Origin of the sequence: Amycolatopsis sp. cmx-11-32 (assembly GCF_047608695.1) — a bacterium.
Classification (GTDB): Bacteria; Actinomycetota; Actinomycetes; order Mycobacteriales; family Pseudonocardiaceae; genus Amycolatopsis.
This window is the reverse complement of the sequence record NZ_JADNQN010000005.1, coordinates 158,091-177,894: the sequence shown is the minus strand read 5'-3', so window position 1 is coordinate 177,894 and position 19,804 is coordinate 158,091. Positions and strand designations below refer to the sequence as shown.

Below are 19,804 nucleotides of genomic sequence, written 5' to 3'. Positions count from 1 at the left end.
CACTCACGAGCCCAAGCGCTCCAGGTGCTCAGCCGTCAACTCGACCTTCGCGGCGGCGAAGTTCTCTTCCAGGTGCGCGATCTTCGCCGTCCCCGGGATCGGCAGGATCACCGGTGACCGCGCGAGCAGCCACGCGAGCCCGACCTGCGCCGTCGTCACCCCGAGTTCTTGCGCGACGGAGGCGATCTCGGCGGTGGCGTTCGACGCGGCGCCCAGCACCGGACGCCAAGGCAGGAAAGCGACCCCGGCCGCCTCACACGCGTTCAGTACCGCTTCGTACTCCCGGTCCACGACGCTGTAGCGGTTCTGCACGCTGGCGATTTCGACGATCTCGCGGGCACGGGTGAGTTCGTCCACGGTGACCTCGGACAACCCGACCCGGCCGATTTTGCCCTCGTCACGCAGCTCCCGCAGCGCGCCGAGCTGATCGGCCAGTGGGGTCTCCGGATCGAGGCGGTGCAACTGAAGCAATTCGATCCGTCCGACCCGGAGACGGCGCAGCCCCTCGTCGACCTGCACCCGCAGCGATTCCGGCCGGGCGTCGTACTTCCAGTCGTCCCCGGTCCGCACGACGCCGACCTTGGTGGTGACCACGAGGTCGTCCGGGTACGGGTACAGCGCTTCGGCGAGCAGCTCCTCGTTGGCTCCTCCGCCGTACAGGTGCGCGGTGTCGATCAGCGTGATGCCGATTTCGACGGCCCTTCGCACCAAGGCGATGGACGCCTCGCGCCCGGGTCCGGGCTCGGTCGGCAGCCGCATCGCGCCGAAGCCGAGACGTTGTACGGGCAGGTCTCCGCCGATGGCGAACGTGTTCATGGGGGAAACCTAGCGCAGCGGATCCCGCGGCGAAGGCAGATGTGAGGTGTCCGGGAACATGTGGAGCGCGCGCAGGGCGGCGCCGAGTTCGGCGATGTCGGCCGGGTCGGTCAGCGAACGGCCGAGTTCCTCGGTGATCCGCTTCAGGCGGTGCCGGATCGTGTTGGGGTGGCAGAACATCCGTTCCGACGTCAGTTTCGTGGAACCCTGGCATTCGAACCACGCCCGCAGCGTCAGCAGCAGCACGTTCCGGTCGTCGCCGGGCAGGTCCAGGATCGGCCGCAGCACGTGGTGCGCGAGCTGGACCGACGCCTCGGGCGCGCTGGCGACGAGACCGGCGAGCGGGGATTCGTTGAACTGCACCATTCCCGTCGTCCCCGCCGTCATGCTCGAGAGCGCGACCCGCGCCAGGTGCAGCGCGCGGGAGGTGTTCCCGAGACCGGTGAACACCGGGCTGACGCCGATGCGGCCGATCGAGTTCTCCCGCAGCAGCTCGATGATCACCTGCGACGCCAACGGATCCCGCATCGACACGACGCCGACCTGGAGGTCCGGAGTGAGCCGCCACGCGGACGCGTGATGCCGGTCGCGAAGCCGGCTTTCTATCTGTGGCAGAGGTTCGTGCCCGACGCGCGGGGTCTCCGCCGCGACGACCACATAGGTCCCGTCGAGTGAGAGTTCCAGCACACGCGCGATGTCCCACAGCGTGCCCTCGGTCGCGGCGCCACCGGCGAAGAGCGCCTCGACCAACGCGGAGCGTCGGCTTTGGTGCGCCAGCATGACTTCGGCGGTGGTGTCGCGGTAGGTCGTCGTCAAGGCCTCGGCGTAGTCGTCGATCAGCGCCCAGATCGCCGACGTCGCGGCGACGAGGCCGCGGAGGTCATGGTGCTCGCCCGAAGCGGTCAGTTCGACGAACCGGTTCCACACCTCGGTGAGCCCGATCCGGTACGCCCGCAGGAGTTCCGGCAGCGGCGCGCCCTGCAGGGCCCGTGCGCGCCCGGTCGCCCGTGCCTGCGCGAGGTCGGGTTCCTCCGTGCCGCGCAGGGTCCGCATGACGTACTCGAGATTGTTCCGCACCGAGGTCCGCAGTTCGGCGAGGGACACGAACCGCGCGTCGTGGTACACCGGCATCTCGGCGCGGATCTGTTCGACCGTGGTCTCGATCAATCCGGGCAGCTGCCGTTCGACCTCGACGGCGAGTTCGGCGACCACGGCCGCCGAACCTTCGCGGAGCACAGTTCGATAGTGCATGGACGCCCTCCGAGGCAAGGACTGCGCGTCGAGCCCCTGGGAACGTCATCTAACACGACATCTTCGAAAGTGGCCGGTCGAAACCAAAAGGCGCCGCCGGTACGGCGAAAAATGGGGATTTTCACCGCACCGGCGGAATTCTCACATCTTCGCTGCCGCGCTCTTGATAGCCTCGCGGATCCGGAAGTAGGTGCCGCACCGGCAGACGTTCTGGATCGCGTCGATCTCGGCGTCCGTCGGGTTCTTCGTCTTCTTCAGCAGCGCCACCGCGGCCATGATCTGCCCCGGCTGACAGTAGCCGCACTGCGCGACGTCCTGCTCCAGCCAGGCCTCCTGCACCGGATGCAGGTCTTCGCCGTCGGCGAGGCCTTCGATCGTGGTGACGTCCTTGCCCGAGCAATCGGACACCGGCGTCACGCACGGGTTGAACGCCTCGCCGTCGAGGTGACTGGTGCAGGCCTTGCAGACGTTGATCCCGCAGCCGTACTTCGGGCCGCGGACACCGAGCTTGTCCCGCAGGGCCCACAGCATGGGCAGATCCGCGGGCGCGTCGACGGTGACGGTCTTCCCGTTCACCGTGAAGGTGTAGTTGGGCATCGCAACTCCTTGGCAGGGCGAGAAATTCAGCGGGGGAACGGCTCGAAGTCGACCGGGAAGTTGATCGGGAAGCTGCGCGGTTTGATGCCGGTGGCCCGCGCGTAGGCGTTTCCGATCGCGCCGACCGGAGCGGGCACGCCCAGTTCGCCCGCGCCACCGATCTCACCCGTCTCGGGCATGACGAACACCTCGACGTCCGTCGGCGAGTTCTTCTGCCGCGCGTAGTGGAATTGCGAGTAGCTGCCCTCCAGCGGCAGGCCCTTGTCGATGTGCAGGCCGGCGGTCAGCGTCGTGGAGATGCCGTCGGTCAGGCCGCCGAGCATCTGTGCCTCGATCCCGCGCGGGTTGATCGGCTTGCCGACGTCGACCGCGATCGTCGCCTTGGTGACGCGCGGGTTCTTCGGGTCGCGGCCGTCGAGTTCGACGAGGCAAGCGGTGTACGACTTGTACTCGCCGTGCACGGCGACACCCTGCGCGAAGCCCTCGGGCATCTTCTTGCCCCACTCGCCGAGTTCGGCGACCTTGTCCAGCACGGCGCGCTGCCGCTCGTTCTTGATGAACTCCCGCCGGAACGCGACGGGGTCCTTGCCGAGCTTCGCGGCGATCTCGTCGACCATGATCTCTTCCGCGCCGCGGGTGCTCGCCGAGTACACCGACCGCCAGGCGCCGGTGTGGAAGGCATGCGGGACCTCGTTGAGCAGCTGTGTGGTGACGCCGAAGTTGTACGGCGACTTCACCGTCAGCAGGAACACCGTCTGCGCGAAGCTCAGGTTCCCGGCGACCGGCAGCTGGGCGGCGAAGGCGGTGAGAACCTCGCCGAGCCCGTGACCCCAGTCGGTCTCCACACTGGCGACGCGGTGTTCGAAGGTGAGCACCTGGCCGAGCGCGAAGGTGGCGCGGATCTTGTGGTGGCTCGCGGCGCGGGCGCGGCCGTGGCGCATGTCGTCGATGCGGCTCCACATCAACCGCACCGGCCGCTTCATCGCCTTCGAGATCCGCGCGGCTTCGATCGCGCCGTCGGAGAACAGCCTTCGGCCGAACGAACCGCCGGCCTGCTGGACGTGCACGGTGACCTTGTTCACCGGCAACCCGAGTTCCTGCGCGATGTTCTGCTTCGCGAGGATCGGGACCTTCATGCCGGACCAGATGGTCGCGCTGTCCTCACGGACGTCGGCGACCGCCGAGTTGGTCTCCAGCGGCGCGTGGCTCGCGAAGGCGAAGTCGAATTCACCGTCGACGTACTGCGTCAGCAGCGGCGGCACGACGAACGGCAGTGCCGCGGCCCGCAGCTTCTTCTTGATCGTCGCGTTGTTCTCGCCGTCGACGGTGCCGCCGTTCCAGGTGACCTCGAGCGCGTTCTTACCGTCGAGCGCCTGGCCGAAGGTCTCCGCCATCACCGCGACACCGGTCTTGATGACGGCGATGTCGAGGATGCCGGGCATCGCGCGGACGGCGGCCTCGTTGTCGACCTTCTTGACCGTGCCGTTGATCGAGGGCGGACGGCGGACCATGACCGGTTTCGCGTCCGGGATGTCCAGGTCGAGCGTGTACTTCAGCTGTCCGGTGACCATCGCGCGGGCGTCCTTGCGCGACTGCGGCGTGCCGACCAGTTTGTGCGTGGACTCGGCCTTCGGGGTCGCCACGAGCTTTCCCAGATCGGCGCGGGCGGCGGGTTGGGACAGCGCGCCGTAGCCGAGGCGGCGGCCGTCCGGCGCGATCACCGAACCGTCCCTTGTGGACAGTCGATCGGCATTGGCACCCCACTGTCGCGCGGCGGTCGTGACCAGCCGGGCGCGGGCGGTGGCGGCCGCTGTCCGCACGGGGGTGTACAACGAGCGCATCGTGTTGGAGCCGCCGGTCAGCTGGTTGAACAGCAGTTCCGGACGGGCGTCGGAAAGCACGACGTCGACACGGTCGAGCGGAAGGTCCATCTCTTCGGCGACCAGCATCGCGTTCGCCGTGGTGATGCCCTGGCCGACCTCGGACCGAGGCAGTTCCAGCCGCACGCGGCCGTCTTCGCGGACTTCGAGTACGAGCAGGCCGGCGGTGGGGGCGTTCGAAAGGATCAGGACGTCGCCGAGGTCGAGGATCTCGGCCGGGCCGGGCAGGGTCGGGATGACGGCTTCGGCCTCTTCGGGCGCGACGGCGTCGATACCGATCTTCGTGGCGATCGTGAGAGTGGGCGCCGCGACGAGGAAGGTCAGAAACCGGCGACGGCCGAGGCCACCGGGGTCCTGGCCCTCGGTTGTGGTGGGACTGGCCATCGGGAAGATCCCTTCGAGAGCGCGCGGAGAAGGTGGGGACCTCGCGCGGCCTGGGGTGGATGGCGACACGCTAGGCAGCGGCATTCGGCCTAGTCAACGCGGAGTAGTCGGGTCAGCCCATCTGTGTGACGAGGTGACAGCGAACGCCCCCAAATGTGTGCCGCGCCACAGCGCACCCCCGCAATTAGTCCTCTAGTTGCGGTAGTTGCACGCGCTAAGGACCGCAACTAGAGGACTAATTGCGGCGGGGAGGTCAGATGGAGTCGCGCTCCCGGCCCGCTTCGAGCAGGTCTTCGCGGGCACGCGCGATACGGGAGCGGACGGTGCCGACCGGACAGCCGCAGATCTCGGCGGCCTCGGCATACGAAAGCCCCAGCACCTGGGTGAGGACGAGGACCTCGCGTCGTTCCGGGTCGAGCCCGTCGAGCAGCATCCGCAGCTCCACCAGGTCCTCGAACCCCGCGACACCCTCCGCTTGACGAGCGCCGCGACGCTCGGCGGTGGCTTCCCAGTCGACGTCGGCGAGCTTCGGACGCGCGGACGCCGCCCGGATGCGGTCGACGACCACGCGCCGGGCGATCGACAGGAGCCAGGTCCGCGAGGAGGACCGGCCGGCGAACCGGCGCAGGCTGCCGAACGCGCGCAGGTACGTCTCCTGGGTGAGATCGTCGGCGGCACTGACGTCGGCGAGGTGCGCGACGAAGCGCCAGACGTCGGCCTGGGTGGCCCGCACCCAGTCCTCGAGCGCCCGCCGGTCACCACGCGCCGCGTCGAGTGCGAGCGCGGTCAGCCGCTCGTCGTCGTGGTTGCGCGGCCCGGCCATACGGGAAACGTAGCAGCGTCTTGGGAACCGGGGCAGGCCCGCGCCCGACAAGTGAGACGTGAAGTGCGAGACCTGCCGCGAGGCCCTGTCGGCCCGGCTCGACGGCGAAACCGAACCCGCCCCGCCCGAGGTGGCCGACCGGCACGTGGCCGGCTGCGCCGCCTGCCGGTCGTGGCTCGCCCGCGCCGAGCGGCTGCACCGGACGATGCTGCTCCGGCCCGCTCCCCCGGTCCCGGACCTCACCGCGGTCATCCTGGAGCGCACCCCCGCCCCGCCGAGCGAGGGCTGGCCCGCCAGGATCGCGCTCGCCCTGGTCGCCGTCGCGCAGCTCGCCCTCGCTTTCGCCCAACTGCTGGGTGTCGACGACCACGCCGCCGGACACGACACGGAGTCCCTGGTCGGGCACCTTTCGCACGAGAGCAGCGCGTGGAATCTCGCCGTCGGTGTCGGACTCGGCTGGGCGGCCGCCCGCACGAAGGCGGCGTCCGGGCAACTGCCGGCGTTGACCGGCTTCGTCGCGCTACTGCTGGCGTTGTCGGCGGGCGACCTCGTCACGGGACAGGTCACCGCCGGGCGCGTGCTCACCCACGGACTGGTCGTCCTCGGCCTGGTGCTGCTGTTCGTGGTGAACCGCCAGCATCGCCTCCGCAACCGTCCCAGCCCGGCGACGACGGCCGACACGCCGGATTCCTACTCCACGGAATCGGACTACGAAACCGGTGAGACCCCCGAACGATCCCGCCAGCACAGGGGATTCCGGCGTCCGGCGAGCCGCCACGTCGCTTGACCCGATTGGTCTAGACCATTGCCCGTCACTGGGAGCACCCATCCGGATACCGGGTGAATCACCGGATTTCGCGCGCGGCGTGCGCGGTTCGCGGCCCGGACACGTTTATCGTCGCCAAGAACCACCGAATGTAAACCTTCTTGCCCTTTTCGGGCCGGACCCGGATAACTTTGGTGGGAACACCTTGGTTCGACAGGAGGCGAAGCTCGTGGTTGGCGCAGAAAGTCCGCCCGTCGGCACCCCCGCCGGGATGCGGAAGATCAATCAGCGCGCCGTGCTGGACCTCCTGCGCCGCAGCGGCCCCGCCACGCGGCCGCAAGTCGCCAAGGACACCGGCCTTTCGAAACCCACGGTGAGCCAAGCGTTACTGGCCCTCGAAGCGGCCGGTCTCGCCAGGGCGACCGGGCACACCTCGACCGGCACCGGCCGGTCCGCCGTCCTCTACGAAGCGGATCCCACGGCCGGGTACGTCCTCGGTGTCGACATCGGACGCGAGCATCTCCGTGTCGCCGTCTCGGATCTCGGCCACACCGTGGTCGCCCGCCGTGACGAGCGGAACACCTCGCGTTCGGGCACCGCGCTCGTCAGCGCCGTCGGCGCCCTCGCGACGGCGACGGTGCGCGAAGCGGGACTGAGCCAGGCCGACATCGTCGTGCGAGTCCTCGGTTCGCCGGGCGTCGCGGACCCGGCCAAGCGCTGCTTCCGGCACGCGCCGAACCTGCCCGGCTGGGGCAAGGCCGGTCTGCTCGACGAACTCGAAGGCGTTCTCGGCCCGGATCTCATGGTCGAGAACGACGCGAATCTCACCGCCGTCGGCGAATGGGAACACGGTGCCGCGCGTGGCGCGTCCGTGTTCGGCTGCATCACCATCGGCACCGGCGTCGGCATGGGCGTGATGGTCAACGGCGAGGTCTTCCGCGGCGCGACGGGCGCGGCGGGCGAAATCGGCTACCTGCCCTACGGCCAATCGCACGCGGCGAACGACGGCGAAGACGCGCCGCCGGTCCGCGGCCACCTCGAAGAGGCCACAGCGGCGCAGTCCGTGGTCCGCGGCGCACGCGAACTCGGCCTCGGCACGGCGAAATCGGCGCGCGAGGTCTTCCGCCTCGCCCGCGACGGCGACGAACTCGCCCTGCGCGCCGTCGAGGAGGAGGCGGACAGGCTCGCCTACACCGTGGCCTCGGTGGCCGCGGTGATCGACCCCGAACTGATCGTGCTCGGCGGCGGCATCGGCACCGCGGCCGATCTGCTGCTCGACCCGATCGACCGCGCGCTGCGCTCGTTCACCCCCCTCGTCCCGTCGGTCGTACAGGGCGAATTGGGCGACGACGGCGTGCTGACCGGCGCGATCAGCGTCGGCCTGCGGGCGGCCGAGGGCCTGGTCTTCGAACGGAAGGTCGGCGCGGCCTGAACCGCATTACCTCAGCGGTAATCGACGGCGGAGCGCTCTCGCGAAACATCCCGGAAGCTGAGCGAGCACCGGCGGGCACGGGTAGCGTGCGGAGGCATGATCGGTCTGCCCCACACCATCACGGCCTGCCTCTTCGACCTCGACGGCGTGCTGACCGGAACCGCGGCCCAGCACCGCGCAGCATGGAAACGCACGTTCGACGACTTCCTGCGCACCCGCGACAGTGACGTGTTCTCCCCCTTCACCGACGCCGACTACGCGGCCTACGTCGACGGAAGGCCGAGGGCGGACGGCGTCCGCACCTTCCTCACCTCGCGCGGGATCGAACTGCCAGAGGGAAAGCCGGACGACGCCATCGACGCCGCCACCGTCAACGGCGTCGGGAACCGCAAGAACCAGCTCGTCCTGAAGATCATCGACGAGGAGGGCGTCACCCCGTACCCGGGTTCCGTGCGGTATCTGGAGGCGGCGAAGGCGGCCGGACTACGCATCGGCGTCGTCACCTCGTCGGCCAATGGCGCGAAGGTGCTCGACGCCGCCGACCTGACCAAGTTCGTCGAAACGCGGATCGACGGGATCGTGCTCGCCGAAAAGGGCCTGCGCGGCAAACCCGCTCCCGACTCGTTCCTCGCCGGCGCCGAGGCATTCGGTGTCGCACCGGAGAACGCCGCCGTCTTCGAGGACGCGCTCGCGGGCGTCCAGGCCGGGAAAGACGGCGGATTCGGTTACGTGGTCGGGGTGAACCGCGCGCACCAGGCGGGCGAACTGCTCGAACACGGCGCGAACGTCGTGGTGGACGATCTCGCCGAACTCCTGGAGGACCGCAAGTGACCGACTCGCTTTTCCACGGCTACGAGGTCGCACCCTGGGAGCTGCGGTGGCGCGGCATGGACGTCGACGCCCTGCAGCGCACCGAATCGGCGTTCGCGTTGTCCAACGGGCACATCGGCCTGCGCGGCACGCTGGAGGAAGCCGAGCCCCGCGGCCTGCCTGGCACCTACCTGAACGGTTTCTACGAGCAGCACGACCTTCCGTACGCGGAAACCGGTTACGGCTACCCGGAGGAGGGACAGACCGTCGTCAACGTGACCGACGGCAAGATCATCCGGCTGCTGGTCGAGGACGAGCCGCTCGACATGCGGTACGGCCAGGCGACCGACCACGACCGCGTCCTCGACTTCCGGAAGGGCACGCTCGCGCGCAGCACCGTGTGGTCCTCGCCGACCGGGCGCCGGGTCCGGGTGAAGACCGAACGCCTGGTCTCCTTCACCCAGCGGGCCGTCGCCGCGATCCGGTACGAGGTCGAACCGCTCGACGACGAACTCCAGCTGGTGGTGCAGTCGGATCTGCTGGCCAACGAGCCGATCGAGTCCGACACGCGTGACCCGCGGGTCGCGGCGGCGCTGGAGTCGCCACTGGTCTCGGAGTTCCACCATTCCGAGGCCTATCACGCCGTGCTGGTGCACCAGACCCGCAAATCCGGGCTGCGGATGGCCGCGGCGATGGACCACAAGATCGACGTCACCGACGGCGTCCGCACGCAGATCCAGGCCGAAGACGACATGGCACGGCTCACCATCGCCGTCGACGTGCCGAAGGGCGGACGCCTGCGGATCACCAAGTTCCTCGCCTACGGCTGGTCCGCGAAACGTTCGGTACCCGCCGTGCGCGCGCAGGTCGACGCCGCCCTGGCCGGGGCGCGGCAGACCGGCTGGAAAGGACTGCTCGCCGAGCAGAAGGAGTTCCTCGACGACTTCTGGGAGACGTCGGACATCGAGATCGACGGCGATCCGGAACTTCAGCAGGCGGTGCGGTTCGCGCTCTTCCATCTCCTGCAGGCCGGGGCCCGCGGCGAGACGAGGGCCTTGGCGGGCAAGGGCTTGACCGGTCCCGGCTACGACGGGCACGCGTTCTGGGACACGGAGACCTTCGTCCTGCCCGCACTCACCTACAGTATACCGGACGCCGCCCGCGACGCCCTGCGCTGGCGTCACTCCACTTTGGACAAAGCAAGGGAAAGGGCGACACAGCTGGGTTTACGCGGTGCGGCGTTCCCCTGGCGATCCATCAACGGCGCGGAATGCTCAGCGTACTGGCCGGCGGGCACGGCGGCGTTCCACGTCAGCGCGGACATCTCGGACGCCGTCGTGCGCTACCTCAACGCCACCGGCGACAGCGAGTTCATGCGGACCTGCGGCGCGGAATTGCTCCTCGAAACCGCGCGGATGTGGTTGTCGCTTGGCCATTTCGATCGCCATGGCCGGTTCCGGATCGACGGTGTCACCGGGCCGGACGAGTACTCCGCGGTGGCGGACAACAACGTCTACACGAACCTGATGGCACGCCGGAACCTGTTCTACGCCGCCGAAATCTGCGGACAGCACGAGGATGTCGCGACCGCTTTCGACGTCGGCGCGGACGAGGTCGAGTCTTGGCGCGAGGCGGCCGACGCGATGCTGGTGCCCTACGACGAAGACCTCGGCGTCCACCCGCAGTCCGAAGGGTTCCTGGAGCACGACGAATGGGATTTCGAGGCCACGGAACCTGATTTCTACCCGCTGCTGCTGCACTTCCCCTACTTCGACCTGTACCGCAAGCAGGTGGTCAAGCAGGCGGATCTGGTGCTCGCGCTGCACCTGTGCGGGGATTCCTTCACCCCGGAGGAAAAGGCGCGCGACTTCGCCTACTACGAGGCGCGGACGGTGCGGGACTCCTCCCTGTCGGCGGGAACGCAGGCCGTGGTGGCGGCCGAGGTCGGGCATCTCGAACTGGCCTACGACTATCTCGCCGAGGCCGCGCTGACCGACCTGCACGACGTACACAACAACGTCCGCAACGGCCTGCACATGGCTTCGCTGGCAGGCGCGTGGCAAGGCACCGTCGCCGGGTTCGGCGGACTGCGCGACTACGGCGGCCGGCTGACCTTCGCGCCGCGACTGCCTCCGCAGTTGCAGCGCATCGCGTTCCGGCTGACCTTCCGCGGCACCCGGTTCCAGGTCGAGATCGACGGCGAGGGTGCGACGTATCACGTGATCACCGGGGAGCCGCTCGAGCTGGCGCACCATGGGGAGACGTTCACCGTGAGTTCGGAGCCGGTGCGGCTGCCGATCCCGGCGCTCGACCCGGGTCCGGCGCCGGTGCAGCCTCAGGGCCGGGCTCCGGTGCGGCGGCGACCGAAGGGCGCGTGACCGGGCCTCCCATCGGACCCGAGCGTGTGATGAACGGGACTTTCATGGCAAATTTGCCATGAAAGTCCCGTTCATAAAGCTTTCTCGTCCTGTTGCGGAGGAAGTGACCGATACAGTCTCACCACCCGAAGGACGCCTTCCCCTCATGCCATGCGAGGAAAGTCTCCTTCAGCCCTCACACAGGACAAAGGGCTCGCCGCACGCGACCGGCTCGATCAAGCGGCGGGTGTCCGGTCACCTCAGTCCGGGGGTTCGATCGGCACTTCGCCGCTGCCCGGCACGTCGTCGATCTCCTCGGTGCCGTGCGGGCCGATGTCACGGTTGGGCGCGCTCGGCACGTCGGTTTTCGGCTGGGTCTTGCGGAGGTCTCCGAGGTCTTCGTCGTCGTCCTGTCCGAAGCTCTTCTTGCTTTCCCTCATGTGTCCGGGGTACCCGCTCTCGACCGGATACGCCAGTTTTCAGGCGGCTTTCGCCGGTTTGCCGTCGAGCGTGACCAGCCCGTCGAGCAGGCCGAGCAGCAGTCCGTCCCTGGTGGACCACGGGCAGATGGCGACCTGGCCGCCGGAAAGCGTCAGCAGCGCCTCGGCGACGATCGCGCCCGCGAGCGCCTGGTGGGAACGCTGCCGCGAGATGCCCGGCAGTTCGGCGCGGCGTTTCGCCGGCAGTTTCGCCAGCCGCGGGATCCACGCGCGGAGGTCTTCGAGGTGCAGCTCCCGTGCGCGGGACGGCCTGTCGCCGGCGAGCCGGGCGAGTTGCCGCAGCACCTTGGAGCAGCCGACGGCGCGGTGATCGCGGATCTCCGGCAGCACGTCCTGCATCGCGTCGCGGACCTCGTCGAGGACGTGGTCCCGCATGGCCCACACGACCTTGGGCGACGGGCATTCGGTGGCGAACCAGTTCCGCGTGAGCGACCGGGCGCCGAGCGGCAACGAATGCGCGAACTCGGCTTCCTCGGCGTTGCCCGCGGCGAGCTCGACGGTCCCGCCGCCGATGTCGAGCACCAGCAGCGCGCCGGCGGAAGCGCCGTACCACCGGCGCGCGCCGACGTAGGCCAGTTCCGCCTCACGGCGGCCGGTGAGAAACCGCAGGGTGACGCCGGTGGCCTTCGAGACGGCACAAACGACGTCCTTCACGTTGGCCGCGTCGCGGATCGAGGAGGTCGCGAGCGGATACACATTCTCGACGCCGTGCTTGGCCGCTGTCGTCATTCCGGCCTCGACCGCGCAGGAGACCGCGTCGATGCCGCGACGGCTCAGGTTCCCGGCTTCGTCGAGTTCCCGGTCCAGCCGCAGGCGCGTCTGGTGGCTCAGCACGGGATCGAGCGGTGAACCGCCCTTGGCCAGAACGACCAGCCGCGCACTGAACGACCCGACGTCCAGGACCGCGGCGGACGGCTCCTCGATCTGCTTGCGCACGCGAGGCACCTCACCTTCATCGCGAACGTATTCCCCGAGATTTCCGTTTCACTCCTGATAATGGCCGATTTTCTTGCCGTTCAGGCGTGCTTAACGTTCTCTTTCCACCGAAACGCCGCTTTTCGACTACATCGGTGCAGGTGGAGGATACCGTAACGATACAGGTGAGAGGTTCGACGCCGCAGAGTGCCGTGACCTTCGGACGGACTACTCGACCAGTTCGCGCAACTTCGACACCTGCGCGACCCGGGTTTCGCGCCCCGGGAGCAGCGGGTTGACCACCAGTGTGGTGGCCCCGGCTTCGCGGAACGCGGCCAGCCGCTCCTTGATGTAGCCCGCGGGTCCGATCAGCGAGATCGCCTTGATCAGCTCCTTCGGCACCGCCGCGGCGGCCTCGTCCTTCTTGCCGTCCAGGTACAGGTCCTGGATCAGCTTGGCTTCGGCCTCGTAGCCGTAGCGCTGCGCGAGACTGTTGTAGAAGTTCTTGCCGCGGGCGCCCATCCCGCCGATGTACAGCGCGAGGTAGCCGCGCAGGTGGTCCAGCAGCTCGTCGACGTCGTCACCGATCGCCAGCGCGGTCCCCACGAAGGTGTCCAGCTCGCCCAGCGACGGGTCGCGCTTCGCCTTGCCCTCGGCCAGTGACGCACCCCAGACCTCGGCGGCCTTCTCGGGATGGAAGAAGATCGGCTCCCAGCCCTCGGCGAGTTCGGCGGTGAGCGCGACGTTCTTCGGGCCGATCGAGGCCAGCAGGATCGGAATTCGCTCGCGCACCGGGTGATTGATCAGCTTCAGCGGCTTGCCGAGGCCCGTGCCCTGCTCCGGCGGCAGCGGGATCGTGTAGTGCGTTCCGGAGTGCACGACCTTCTCCCGCCGCCACACCTGACGGCAGATGTCGATGATCTCCCGGGTCCTGCCCAGCGGCGCGTCGTACTTCACGCCGTGGAAACCCTCGATGACCTGCGGACCGGACGCGCCGATGCCGAGGGTGAACCGGCCGTCGGAGACGAAGTCGAGCCCGGCGGCGGTCATCGCGGTCAGCGTCGGCGTCCGCGTGTAGATCTGAAAGATGCCGGAGGCGATCTGGACCCGCTCGGTCTTCGCCGCGACGTAGCCGAGCTGGCTGACCGCGTCGAACGAGTAGGCCTCGGGGACGAAGACGATGTCCAACCCGGCCTTCTCCAGCTCGACGATGTCCGCCACGCTCTCGGCGAAGCCGCCGGCGTAGTTGATCGCGGTCCCGATCCTCATCCGCATCTCCTTACAAGTTACTGAGCGTTCGCTTAGCGATAGTATGCCCGGTGCGGGGCCGCCGCGAACTCGAGGAACCGGCGACGGAACTCCTCACCGCGCTCGGGCGGACACCCACTCCTTGACGACGTCGTCCAGCACTCGCAGCGGCAGGATCCCGTTGCTCAGCACGACCTCGTGGAAGTCCTTGATGTCGAACCGGTCGCCGAGCGCGGCCTCGGCCTCGGCGCGGATCCGCTCGATCTCCAGCCGCCCCACCATGTACGACAGCGCCTGCGCCGGATACGCGGCGTACCGGTCGATCTCGGCCTCGATCTCCACACGCGCCATCGGCGTGTGCTCGACCAGGTAGTCCACCGCCTGCTGACGGCTCCAGCCGAGCGCGTGCATCCCGGTGTCGACGACCAGGCGGCCTGCCCGCATCGAGTCCTGCGTGAGCATGCCGAACCTGGTCAGATCGCTGGAATACAAGCCCATCTCGTCGGCGAGGCGCTCCGAGTAGAGCCCCCAGCCTTCGACATAGGCGTTGACGTCGGCGTGGCTCCGCAGCATCGGCAACCCCTTGAGGTGGTGCGCGATGCAGATCTGGAAGTGGTGCCCCGGAACGGCTTCGTGGAAGGCGATCGCCTCACTCGTGTGCTTCGGGCGCTGCTCGGCCTCGTAGGTGTTCGCGTAGTACGTGCCCGGACGGGAGCCGTCGAGCGCGGCCTCCAGGTAGTACGCGAGCGTGCCGCCTGGCGCTTCCGCGGGCGGGACCGGCTCGACCTGGCACCGCTCCTCGGGAATGGTCGAGAACCATTGCGGGGCGACGACTTCGGCGCGGGCGATGGCGTCACGCGCGGCTTCGAGCAGTTCGTCGCCGTCTCGCCAGCGCAAGGCCGGGTCGGTGCGGAGCCGTTCGAAGATCTCGCCGAGATCTTCGATGCCGAAGACCTTCTCACCCAGCTCGCGATACTGGTCGGCCAATTTCGCGATCATGTCGAGCCCGGTGTCGTGCAGGTCCTGCGCGGTGCGGTCGGTGGAGGTATGCGCCCGGATCAGCGCGGCGTACTTCTCCTGCCCGCCCGGCAGCGCGCACAGCCCGGGCTCCTCCTCGGCCTTCGCGAGGGGACGCAGTTCGCCGTCGAGGAAGTCGCGGTACCGCCGGTACGCGGGCCGGACCACCTCGGCGAGCAGCCGGTCCCGTTCGGCTTCGTAGCCCTCCACGGCAACGGACGCGGTGAGCGCCAGCGGGTCACCCGCCTCGTCACCGAGATACCGCTCCACATAAGCGACACCGCCGTCCACGAGGAAGCCGGGTGGCACCAGTCCTTCGGCCGCCGCCGCACGCTGGCGCACGATCAACGCGTCCAAATAGGAGCCGAGTCCTTCCAGTCGTTCGAGGTAACCCCGGACCCGTTCCTCGTCGGACAGCGTCAGCATCGCGAGGTCGTTGAGGATGTACAACGCGGGCGAGGCCAGCCCGTCGCTGACCGAGATGTCGGCGAAACAGGAGTCGACCACGTCGATCATCGCCTTCGCCTGCTGGATCACGACCTCACGGGTGACCGCCTCGGCCGGGGAAAGTCCTTCGACGGCAAGGGCTTCGGCCCGCTCGGCGATAGCGACCGCCGACGCGCGCTGGGCGGCCGCGGCCGACGCGCTCGGGTCCGGCATCGCGCCGTGGTCACCGGGAAGCCCGAGCAGGGACCGCCACAGCGGGAATTCGTCGAATTTGAGTGACATCAGCTCGTCGGCGAGGCTGTTCGGCGTGTCGCCGTGGCCGGCGACCCAGTCGCGGACGACGCCGTCCAGCACCGAAAGCGGCAGCGATCCCCCGCAGAGCACGACGTCATGGAAAGCCTTGATGTCGAACCGGCTGCCCAGTGTCGACTCGGCTTCCTCGCGGATGCGCTGGATCTCCAGGCGTCCCACCATGTACGACAGCGCCTGACCGGGGAAGGCGATGTAACGGTCCACTTCGGACTCGATCTCGACCACCGCCATCGGCGTGTTCTCGGTGAGGAAGTCGATGGCCTGGCCACGGCTCCAGCCCAGCGCGTGCAGGCCGGTGTCGACGACCAGGCGTCCGGCGCGCATCGAGTCCATGGTCAGCATGCCGAGTTTCGCGACGTCGTCGGAGTACAGCCCCATTTCGTCGGCGAGACGCTCGGTGTAGAGACCCCAGCCCTCGGCGTACGCGGTGAAGTCGCCGACACGGCGCAGAAGCGGGAGCTCGGTGAGGCCCTGCGCGAGGCTCAGCTGGAAGTGGTGACCGGGGATGGCCTCGTGGAACGCCGTCGCCTCGGCCGCGTGCCGGAACCGCTCCTCCGCCTTGTGGGTGTTGGCGAAGTAGATCCCCGGCCGGGATCCGTCGACCGCGGGCCACATGTAGTACGCGGCGGGAGCACCGGGCGCGGATTCGGCGGGGACCGGCTCGACCTTCCACGGCTGCGGCGGGATCCGGCCGAACCACTTCGGCGCCTCGGCTTCGGCCCTGGTGATGGCCGCGCGGGCGGAGTCGAGCATTTCGTCGGCGCTGGACCAGCGCAGGGCCGGGTCGGTGCGGAGCTTGGCGAAGATCTCGGCGAGGTCGGTGGTGCCGAACACGCGGGAGCCGTACTCGCGGTACTCGGCGGCGAGGTTCGCGATCACGTCGAGCCCGGTCTGGTGCAGCTCACGCGGGGTGCGAACGGTCGTGGTGTGCATCTCGGCGAGCAGGGCGTAGACGCGCTCGCCGTCGGGCAGCCAGCAGACGCCGGGCTTGTCCTCGGGACGGCCGTGCGGCGCGATCTCCTTCGCGAGCACCTCGCGGTACTCGGCGATCGCAGGCCGGACGGCGTCGTTCAGCAGGGCGGCGCGGCGGGTCTCGAAGTCGTCGTCGGGCGCGGGCTGGCGCAGCAGCGGGTCGGCCGACGGGTCGGCGAGATGCCGGTCGAGGTACGCGACGGTGGCGTCGACCAGGTAAGCGACCGGGACCAGGCCGCGGGCGACACCGTCACGATGGCGCTGGGCGGCCTGCCGCAGGTACTCGGGGATGGCGGCGATCCGCCCGAGATGCGCCTCCGCCTGCGCGTCCGTCCCGACCGACATCATCGGCAGCACGGTGAGCACCTCGGCGGCGGGCGAGATGAACAGGTCGCTGACGGTGAACTCGACGAACCGCGAGTCCAGCAGCGCGATCTTCGCCCGAGCTACCGCGATCAGGACGTCACGGGTGGTCTTCTCCTCCGCGCTCAATCCGTCGGTGCCGATGGCCTCGGCCCGCTCCACGAAACCGGACAGTTTCGCGCGGAAGGCGTCTCCCGCGGCCTCGCTGAGATCGGTGAGTCCGGACGATTCCGGACGAAAGCCCTGCAAAGCGGGCGTGACCGGCTCGGCGTCGAAGAGGGCTTCGATGAACTCGTCGGCGAGGGCGGAGACTTCGCTCATGTTTCTTCCCCAGTGATCGGTGGAGGCGGTATCCCCGACCCTAATGGAGACCACGTCCTACCGAAGCCGGGTTTTGCGGCACCCGGACGGCCTCTCCCGCGGTGCCGGGGCCGAGGCGGTAGCGTTCCCGGACGTGGCCGTGACCGATCCCGTGGATACCCGCCTGCTCGCCGCCCTCGCGGAGCTGGGCAAGGCGGCCGTGCACGAACTCGCGGCAAAGGTCGGCATGGACCCGCGTGAGGTCGCATACCGCCTGGTCGCCCTCTCGGGAAGCGGGTTGCCGCTGCTCGTGGGCGTGGAAAGTGACCCGAACGGGCTACGCGCCGCCATCGCCGCCTCTCCGCCTTCCTGGGCACAGCAGCAGCCCCAGCAGCGTCCGCCTGCTCAGGGGTCCGTCCAGGGCACCCCATCAGGGCCGTACAACGTCCAGGGGACGCCTTCGGGTCCGTACAACGTGCACGGAACGCCTTCGGGCCGCTACCCCGGCCCGCCGTCCACCCCGGTGCGCCAGCCGATGGCACCGATGGCGCCGCCCCAGCAGCGTCCGCCCGCCCCGCCGCAGCAGTTCGCGCCCCCGATGGCGCCCGCCGACCCGGTGATGAGCACGTGGGGCGTCCCGCAGACCGCGTCCTGGGCCCGCGGCGACGAACAGCAAGTCACGCCGCGGCAGGTGCCGGAGGGCAAGAAGGGCCGGACCGGCGACGTCATGGAGACCCACGGCCTGGAGGGCGAGCAGCTCGCCGTCCAGCTGCTCGAGGTCCAGGACCCGGCGGACTACCTGTTCAGCGCGGCAGGCTACTCGCTGGAGGCCGGGGAACGGTCGGTCGTGGTGCACACCGAGATCACCAACCGCGGGAACACCCCGTTCGTCTCACTGCCGGACAACTACCTCGAACTGCTCACCGCGGACGGCAAGCCGATCACGAAGGCACCGGTCTCCCTGACCTCGCGGCCGCCGCACAAGATCGGCGTCCGGCCGGGCGAGACCCTCGGCGGTCACACCGTCTACGTGCTGCCGGACGCCACCCGGGTGGTCGCCGTGCGCTGGTCGCCCCGGCCGGAACCCGACGAGCGCACGCTGACCTGGTCGATCGACGACTAGTTCTCGTCCTGCAGGATGCGCAGCGCGTTGGCCAGGTCGTCCGGGTACTCCGACTCGAACTCGACCCAGCGCCCGTCGGACGGATGCGCGAAGCCGAGCGTCTTCGCGTGCAGCCACTGCCGGGAAAGCCCGAGTTTGCGCGCCAGCACCGGGTCCGCGCCGTAGGTCAGGTCGCCGACACACGGGTGCTTGAGCGCCGAGAAGTGCACGCGGATCTGGTGCGTGCGGCCGGTCTCCAGTTTGATCTGGGCCAGCGAAGCGGCGCGGAAGGCCTCGACGACCTCGTAGTGCGTGACGCTGGGCCGTCCGCCCTGTACGACGGCGAACTTGTAGTCGTGCCGGGGGTGCCGGTCGATCGGCGCGTCGATGGTGCCGCGCGTCGGATCCGGGTGACCCTGGACGATGGCGTGGTAGCCCTTGTCGACGGTGCGTTCCTTGAACGCCCGCTTCAGCACGGTGTACGCGTGCTCGCTCTTGGCCACGACCATCACGCCGGTGGTGCCTGCGTCCAGCCGGTGCACGACACCCTGGCGTTCGGCCGCGCCCGAGGTCGCGATCCGCAGTCCGGCGGCGGCGAGCCCGCCGACGACGGTCGGCCCGGTCCAGCCGGGGCTCGGATGCACGGCGACGCCGACCGGCTTCGAGATCACCACGATGTCATCGTCGTCGTGCAGGATCTTCATGCCGTCGACGTGTTCCGCGACGACCTCGATGGGCGAAGCCGGATCGGGAAGGGTCACTTCGAGCAGTCCACCGGCGGCCAGCCGGTCCGACTTCCCGGCGGGCCTGCCGTCGAGCAGGATCTCGCCGGATTCGGCCAGTTCCGCCACGACCGTGCGGGAAAGTCCCAGTAGTTTCGCCAGACCCGCGTCGACACGCATTCCGTCGAGCCCGTCGGGAACGGGCAGCATACGCGCGCTCATTCGGTTGCCGCTTTCTTCTTGTCCTTTGTAGACGATCCGTCGTAGTCCTTGCCTAGCAAGGAAAGAGTCACGATGAGCACTCCGCCGACGCAGATCGCGGAGTCGGCGACGTTGAAGATCGCCCAGCCCTGCCCGTTCGGCGCGAACGCGGAGATCATGTCGACCACGTGGCCCTGCAGCGGGCCCGGCGCGCGGAAGATCCGGTCGGTCAGGTTGCCGAGCGCGCCCGCCAGCACGAGGCCGAGGCCGATCGCCCAGCCGACCGAGCGCAGCCGCCGCGCCAGCCAGCTGATGGCGACCACGACCGCGGCCGCGACCAGCGCGAGCACCCAGGTCAGCCCGGTCGCCATCGAGAAGGCGGCGCCGGGGTTGCGCACGAGCTGGAAGTACACCAGCCCGTCGAGGAACTCGACCGGCTGCTTGCCCTCCAGCGTGGACACGGCGATCTGCTTGGCGAGGAGGTCGATCCCCCACAGCACCGCGGCGACGACGAACACCACGGCGACGCGCTTCTTGGGCAGCGGCGGCGACGGTGGCGCGGTTTCGGGCTCAGTACTCACTCACCCAT

At 69.1% G+C, this 19,804-nt stretch carries 16 protein-coding genes; 5 read left to right on the top strand and 11 right to left on the bottom strand.

The window, feature by feature from the left end:
* Positions 1–3: 3 nt before the first annotated feature.
* From ACM6LR_RS16945 to sigC, 5 genes are all read right to left on the bottom strand, one after another.
* Complete coding sequence (locus tag ACM6LR_RS16945) at positions 4–816, bottom strand: aldo/keto reductase (RefSeq protein WP_414944088.1); 813 nt, start codon at positions 814–816, stop codon at positions 4–6.
* Positions 817–825: 9 nt separating this feature from the next.
* Positions 826–2,067 carry a PucR family transcriptional regulator gene (locus ACM6LR_RS16940; protein ID WP_414938126.1) on the bottom strand — a complete coding sequence of 414 codons (1,242 nt, stop codon included), beginning with the start codon at positions 2,065–2,067 and terminating at the stop codon, positions 826–828.
* Between the two features lie 141 nt (positions 2,068–2,208).
* Positions 2,209–2,664, bottom strand: coding sequence for a (2Fe-2S)-binding protein (locus ACM6LR_RS16935; RefSeq protein ID WP_005155104.1), 456 nt, complete (start codon positions 2,662–2,664; stop codon positions 2,209–2,211).
* A gap of 26 nt (positions 2,665–2,690) precedes the next feature.
* The gene (locus tag ACM6LR_RS16930) at positions 2,691–4,928 is read right to left on the bottom strand and encodes a molybdopterin cofactor-binding domain-containing protein (protein WP_414938125.1); all 2,238 of its coding nucleotides are present in this window, start codon (positions 4,926–4,928) and stop codon (positions 2,691–2,693) included.
* A gap of 253 nt (positions 4,929–5,181) precedes the next feature.
* On the bottom strand, positions 5,182–5,751 hold the full coding sequence (gene sigC, locus ACM6LR_RS16925; RefSeq protein ID WP_414944087.1) for an RNA polymerase sigma factor SigC: 570 nt from the start codon (positions 5,749–5,751) through the stop codon (positions 5,182–5,184).
* Positions 5,752–5,809: 58 nt separating this feature from the next.
* On the opposite strand from sigC, the gene ACM6LR_RS16920 reads away from it, so the two are divergent.
* From ACM6LR_RS16920 to ACM6LR_RS16905, 4 genes are all read left to right on the top strand, one after another.
* Positions 5,810–6,538 carry a zf-HC2 domain-containing protein gene (locus tag ACM6LR_RS16920; RefSeq protein ID WP_414944086.1) on the top strand — a complete coding sequence of 243 codons (729 nt, stop codon included), beginning with the start codon at positions 5,810–5,812 and terminating at the stop codon, positions 6,536–6,538.
* A 208-nt stretch (positions 6,539–6,746) separates the two neighbouring features.
* Complete coding sequence (locus ACM6LR_RS16915; RefSeq protein ID WP_414944085.1) at positions 6,747–7,949, top strand: ROK family protein; 1,203 nt, start codon at positions 6,747–6,749, stop codon at positions 7,947–7,949.
* A 96-nt stretch (positions 7,950–8,045) separates the two neighbouring features.
* The gene (locus tag ACM6LR_RS16910) at positions 8,046–8,780 is read left to right on the top strand and encodes an HAD family hydrolase (RefSeq protein WP_414944084.1); all 735 of its coding nucleotides are present in this window, start codon (positions 8,046–8,048) and stop codon (positions 8,778–8,780) included.
* Between the two features lie 56 nt (positions 8,781–8,836).
* Complete coding sequence (locus ACM6LR_RS16905) at positions 8,837–11,137, top strand: glycoside hydrolase family 65 protein (protein WP_414938570.1); 2,301 nt, start codon at positions 8,837–8,839, stop codon at positions 11,135–11,137.
* A 239-nt stretch (positions 11,138–11,376) separates the two neighbouring features.
* Here ACM6LR_RS16905 and ACM6LR_RS16900 read toward each other — a convergent pair whose 3' ends face one another.
* The 4 genes from ACM6LR_RS16900 to ACM6LR_RS16885 all read right to left on the bottom strand — a co-directional run bounded on the left by ACM6LR_RS16900 (position 11,377) and on the right by ACM6LR_RS16885 (position 17,211).
* Positions 11,377–11,556 (bottom strand): hypothetical protein, encoded by a 180-nt coding sequence (locus tag ACM6LR_RS16900; protein ID WP_414938120.1) that lies wholly within the window; start codon positions 11,554–11,556, stop codon positions 11,377–11,379.
* Positions 11,557–11,595: 39 nt separating this feature from the next.
* Complete coding sequence (locus tag ACM6LR_RS16895; RefSeq protein ID WP_414938119.1) at positions 11,596–12,552, bottom strand: Ppx/GppA phosphatase family protein; 957 nt, start codon at positions 12,550–12,552, stop codon at positions 11,596–11,598.
* A 207-nt stretch (positions 12,553–12,759) separates the two neighbouring features.
* The gene (locus tag ACM6LR_RS16890) at positions 12,760–13,800 is read right to left on the bottom strand and encodes an LLM class F420-dependent oxidoreductase (RefSeq protein ID WP_414944083.1); all 1,041 of its coding nucleotides are present in this window, start codon (positions 13,798–13,800) and stop codon (positions 12,760–12,762) included.
* 93 nt (positions 13,801–13,893) lie between these two features.
* Positions 13,894–17,211, bottom strand: a complete 3,318-nt coding sequence (locus ACM6LR_RS16885; RefSeq protein ID WP_414944082.1) for a DUF885 domain-containing protein — start codon at positions 17,209–17,211, stop codon at positions 13,894–13,896.
* Between the two features lie 133 nt (positions 17,212–17,344).
* On the opposite strand from ACM6LR_RS16885, the gene ACM6LR_RS16880 reads away from it, so the two are divergent.
* Positions 17,345–18,313 carry an AsnC family protein gene (locus ACM6LR_RS16880; protein ID WP_414944260.1) on the top strand — a complete coding sequence of 323 codons (969 nt, stop codon included), beginning with the start codon at positions 17,345–17,347 and terminating at the stop codon, positions 18,311–18,313.
* Here the strand turns inward: ACM6LR_RS16880 and ACM6LR_RS16875 are convergent.
* On the bottom strand, positions 18,310–19,236 hold the full coding sequence (locus tag ACM6LR_RS16875) for an RluA family pseudouridine synthase (RefSeq protein WP_414944081.1): 927 nt from the start codon (positions 19,234–19,236) through the stop codon (positions 18,310–18,312). The two genes, ACM6LR_RS16880 and ACM6LR_RS16875, sit on opposite strands and share 4 nt — an antisense overlap.
* A complete protein-coding gene (gene lspA, locus ACM6LR_RS16870) occupies positions 19,233–19,796 on the bottom strand; it encodes a signal peptidase II (RefSeq protein ID WP_414944080.1) in 564 nt (187 codons plus the stop codon). Before lspA ends, ACM6LR_RS16875 begins: the two co-directional genes overlap by 4 nt.
* Positions 19,797–19,804: the final 8 nt, after the last annotated feature.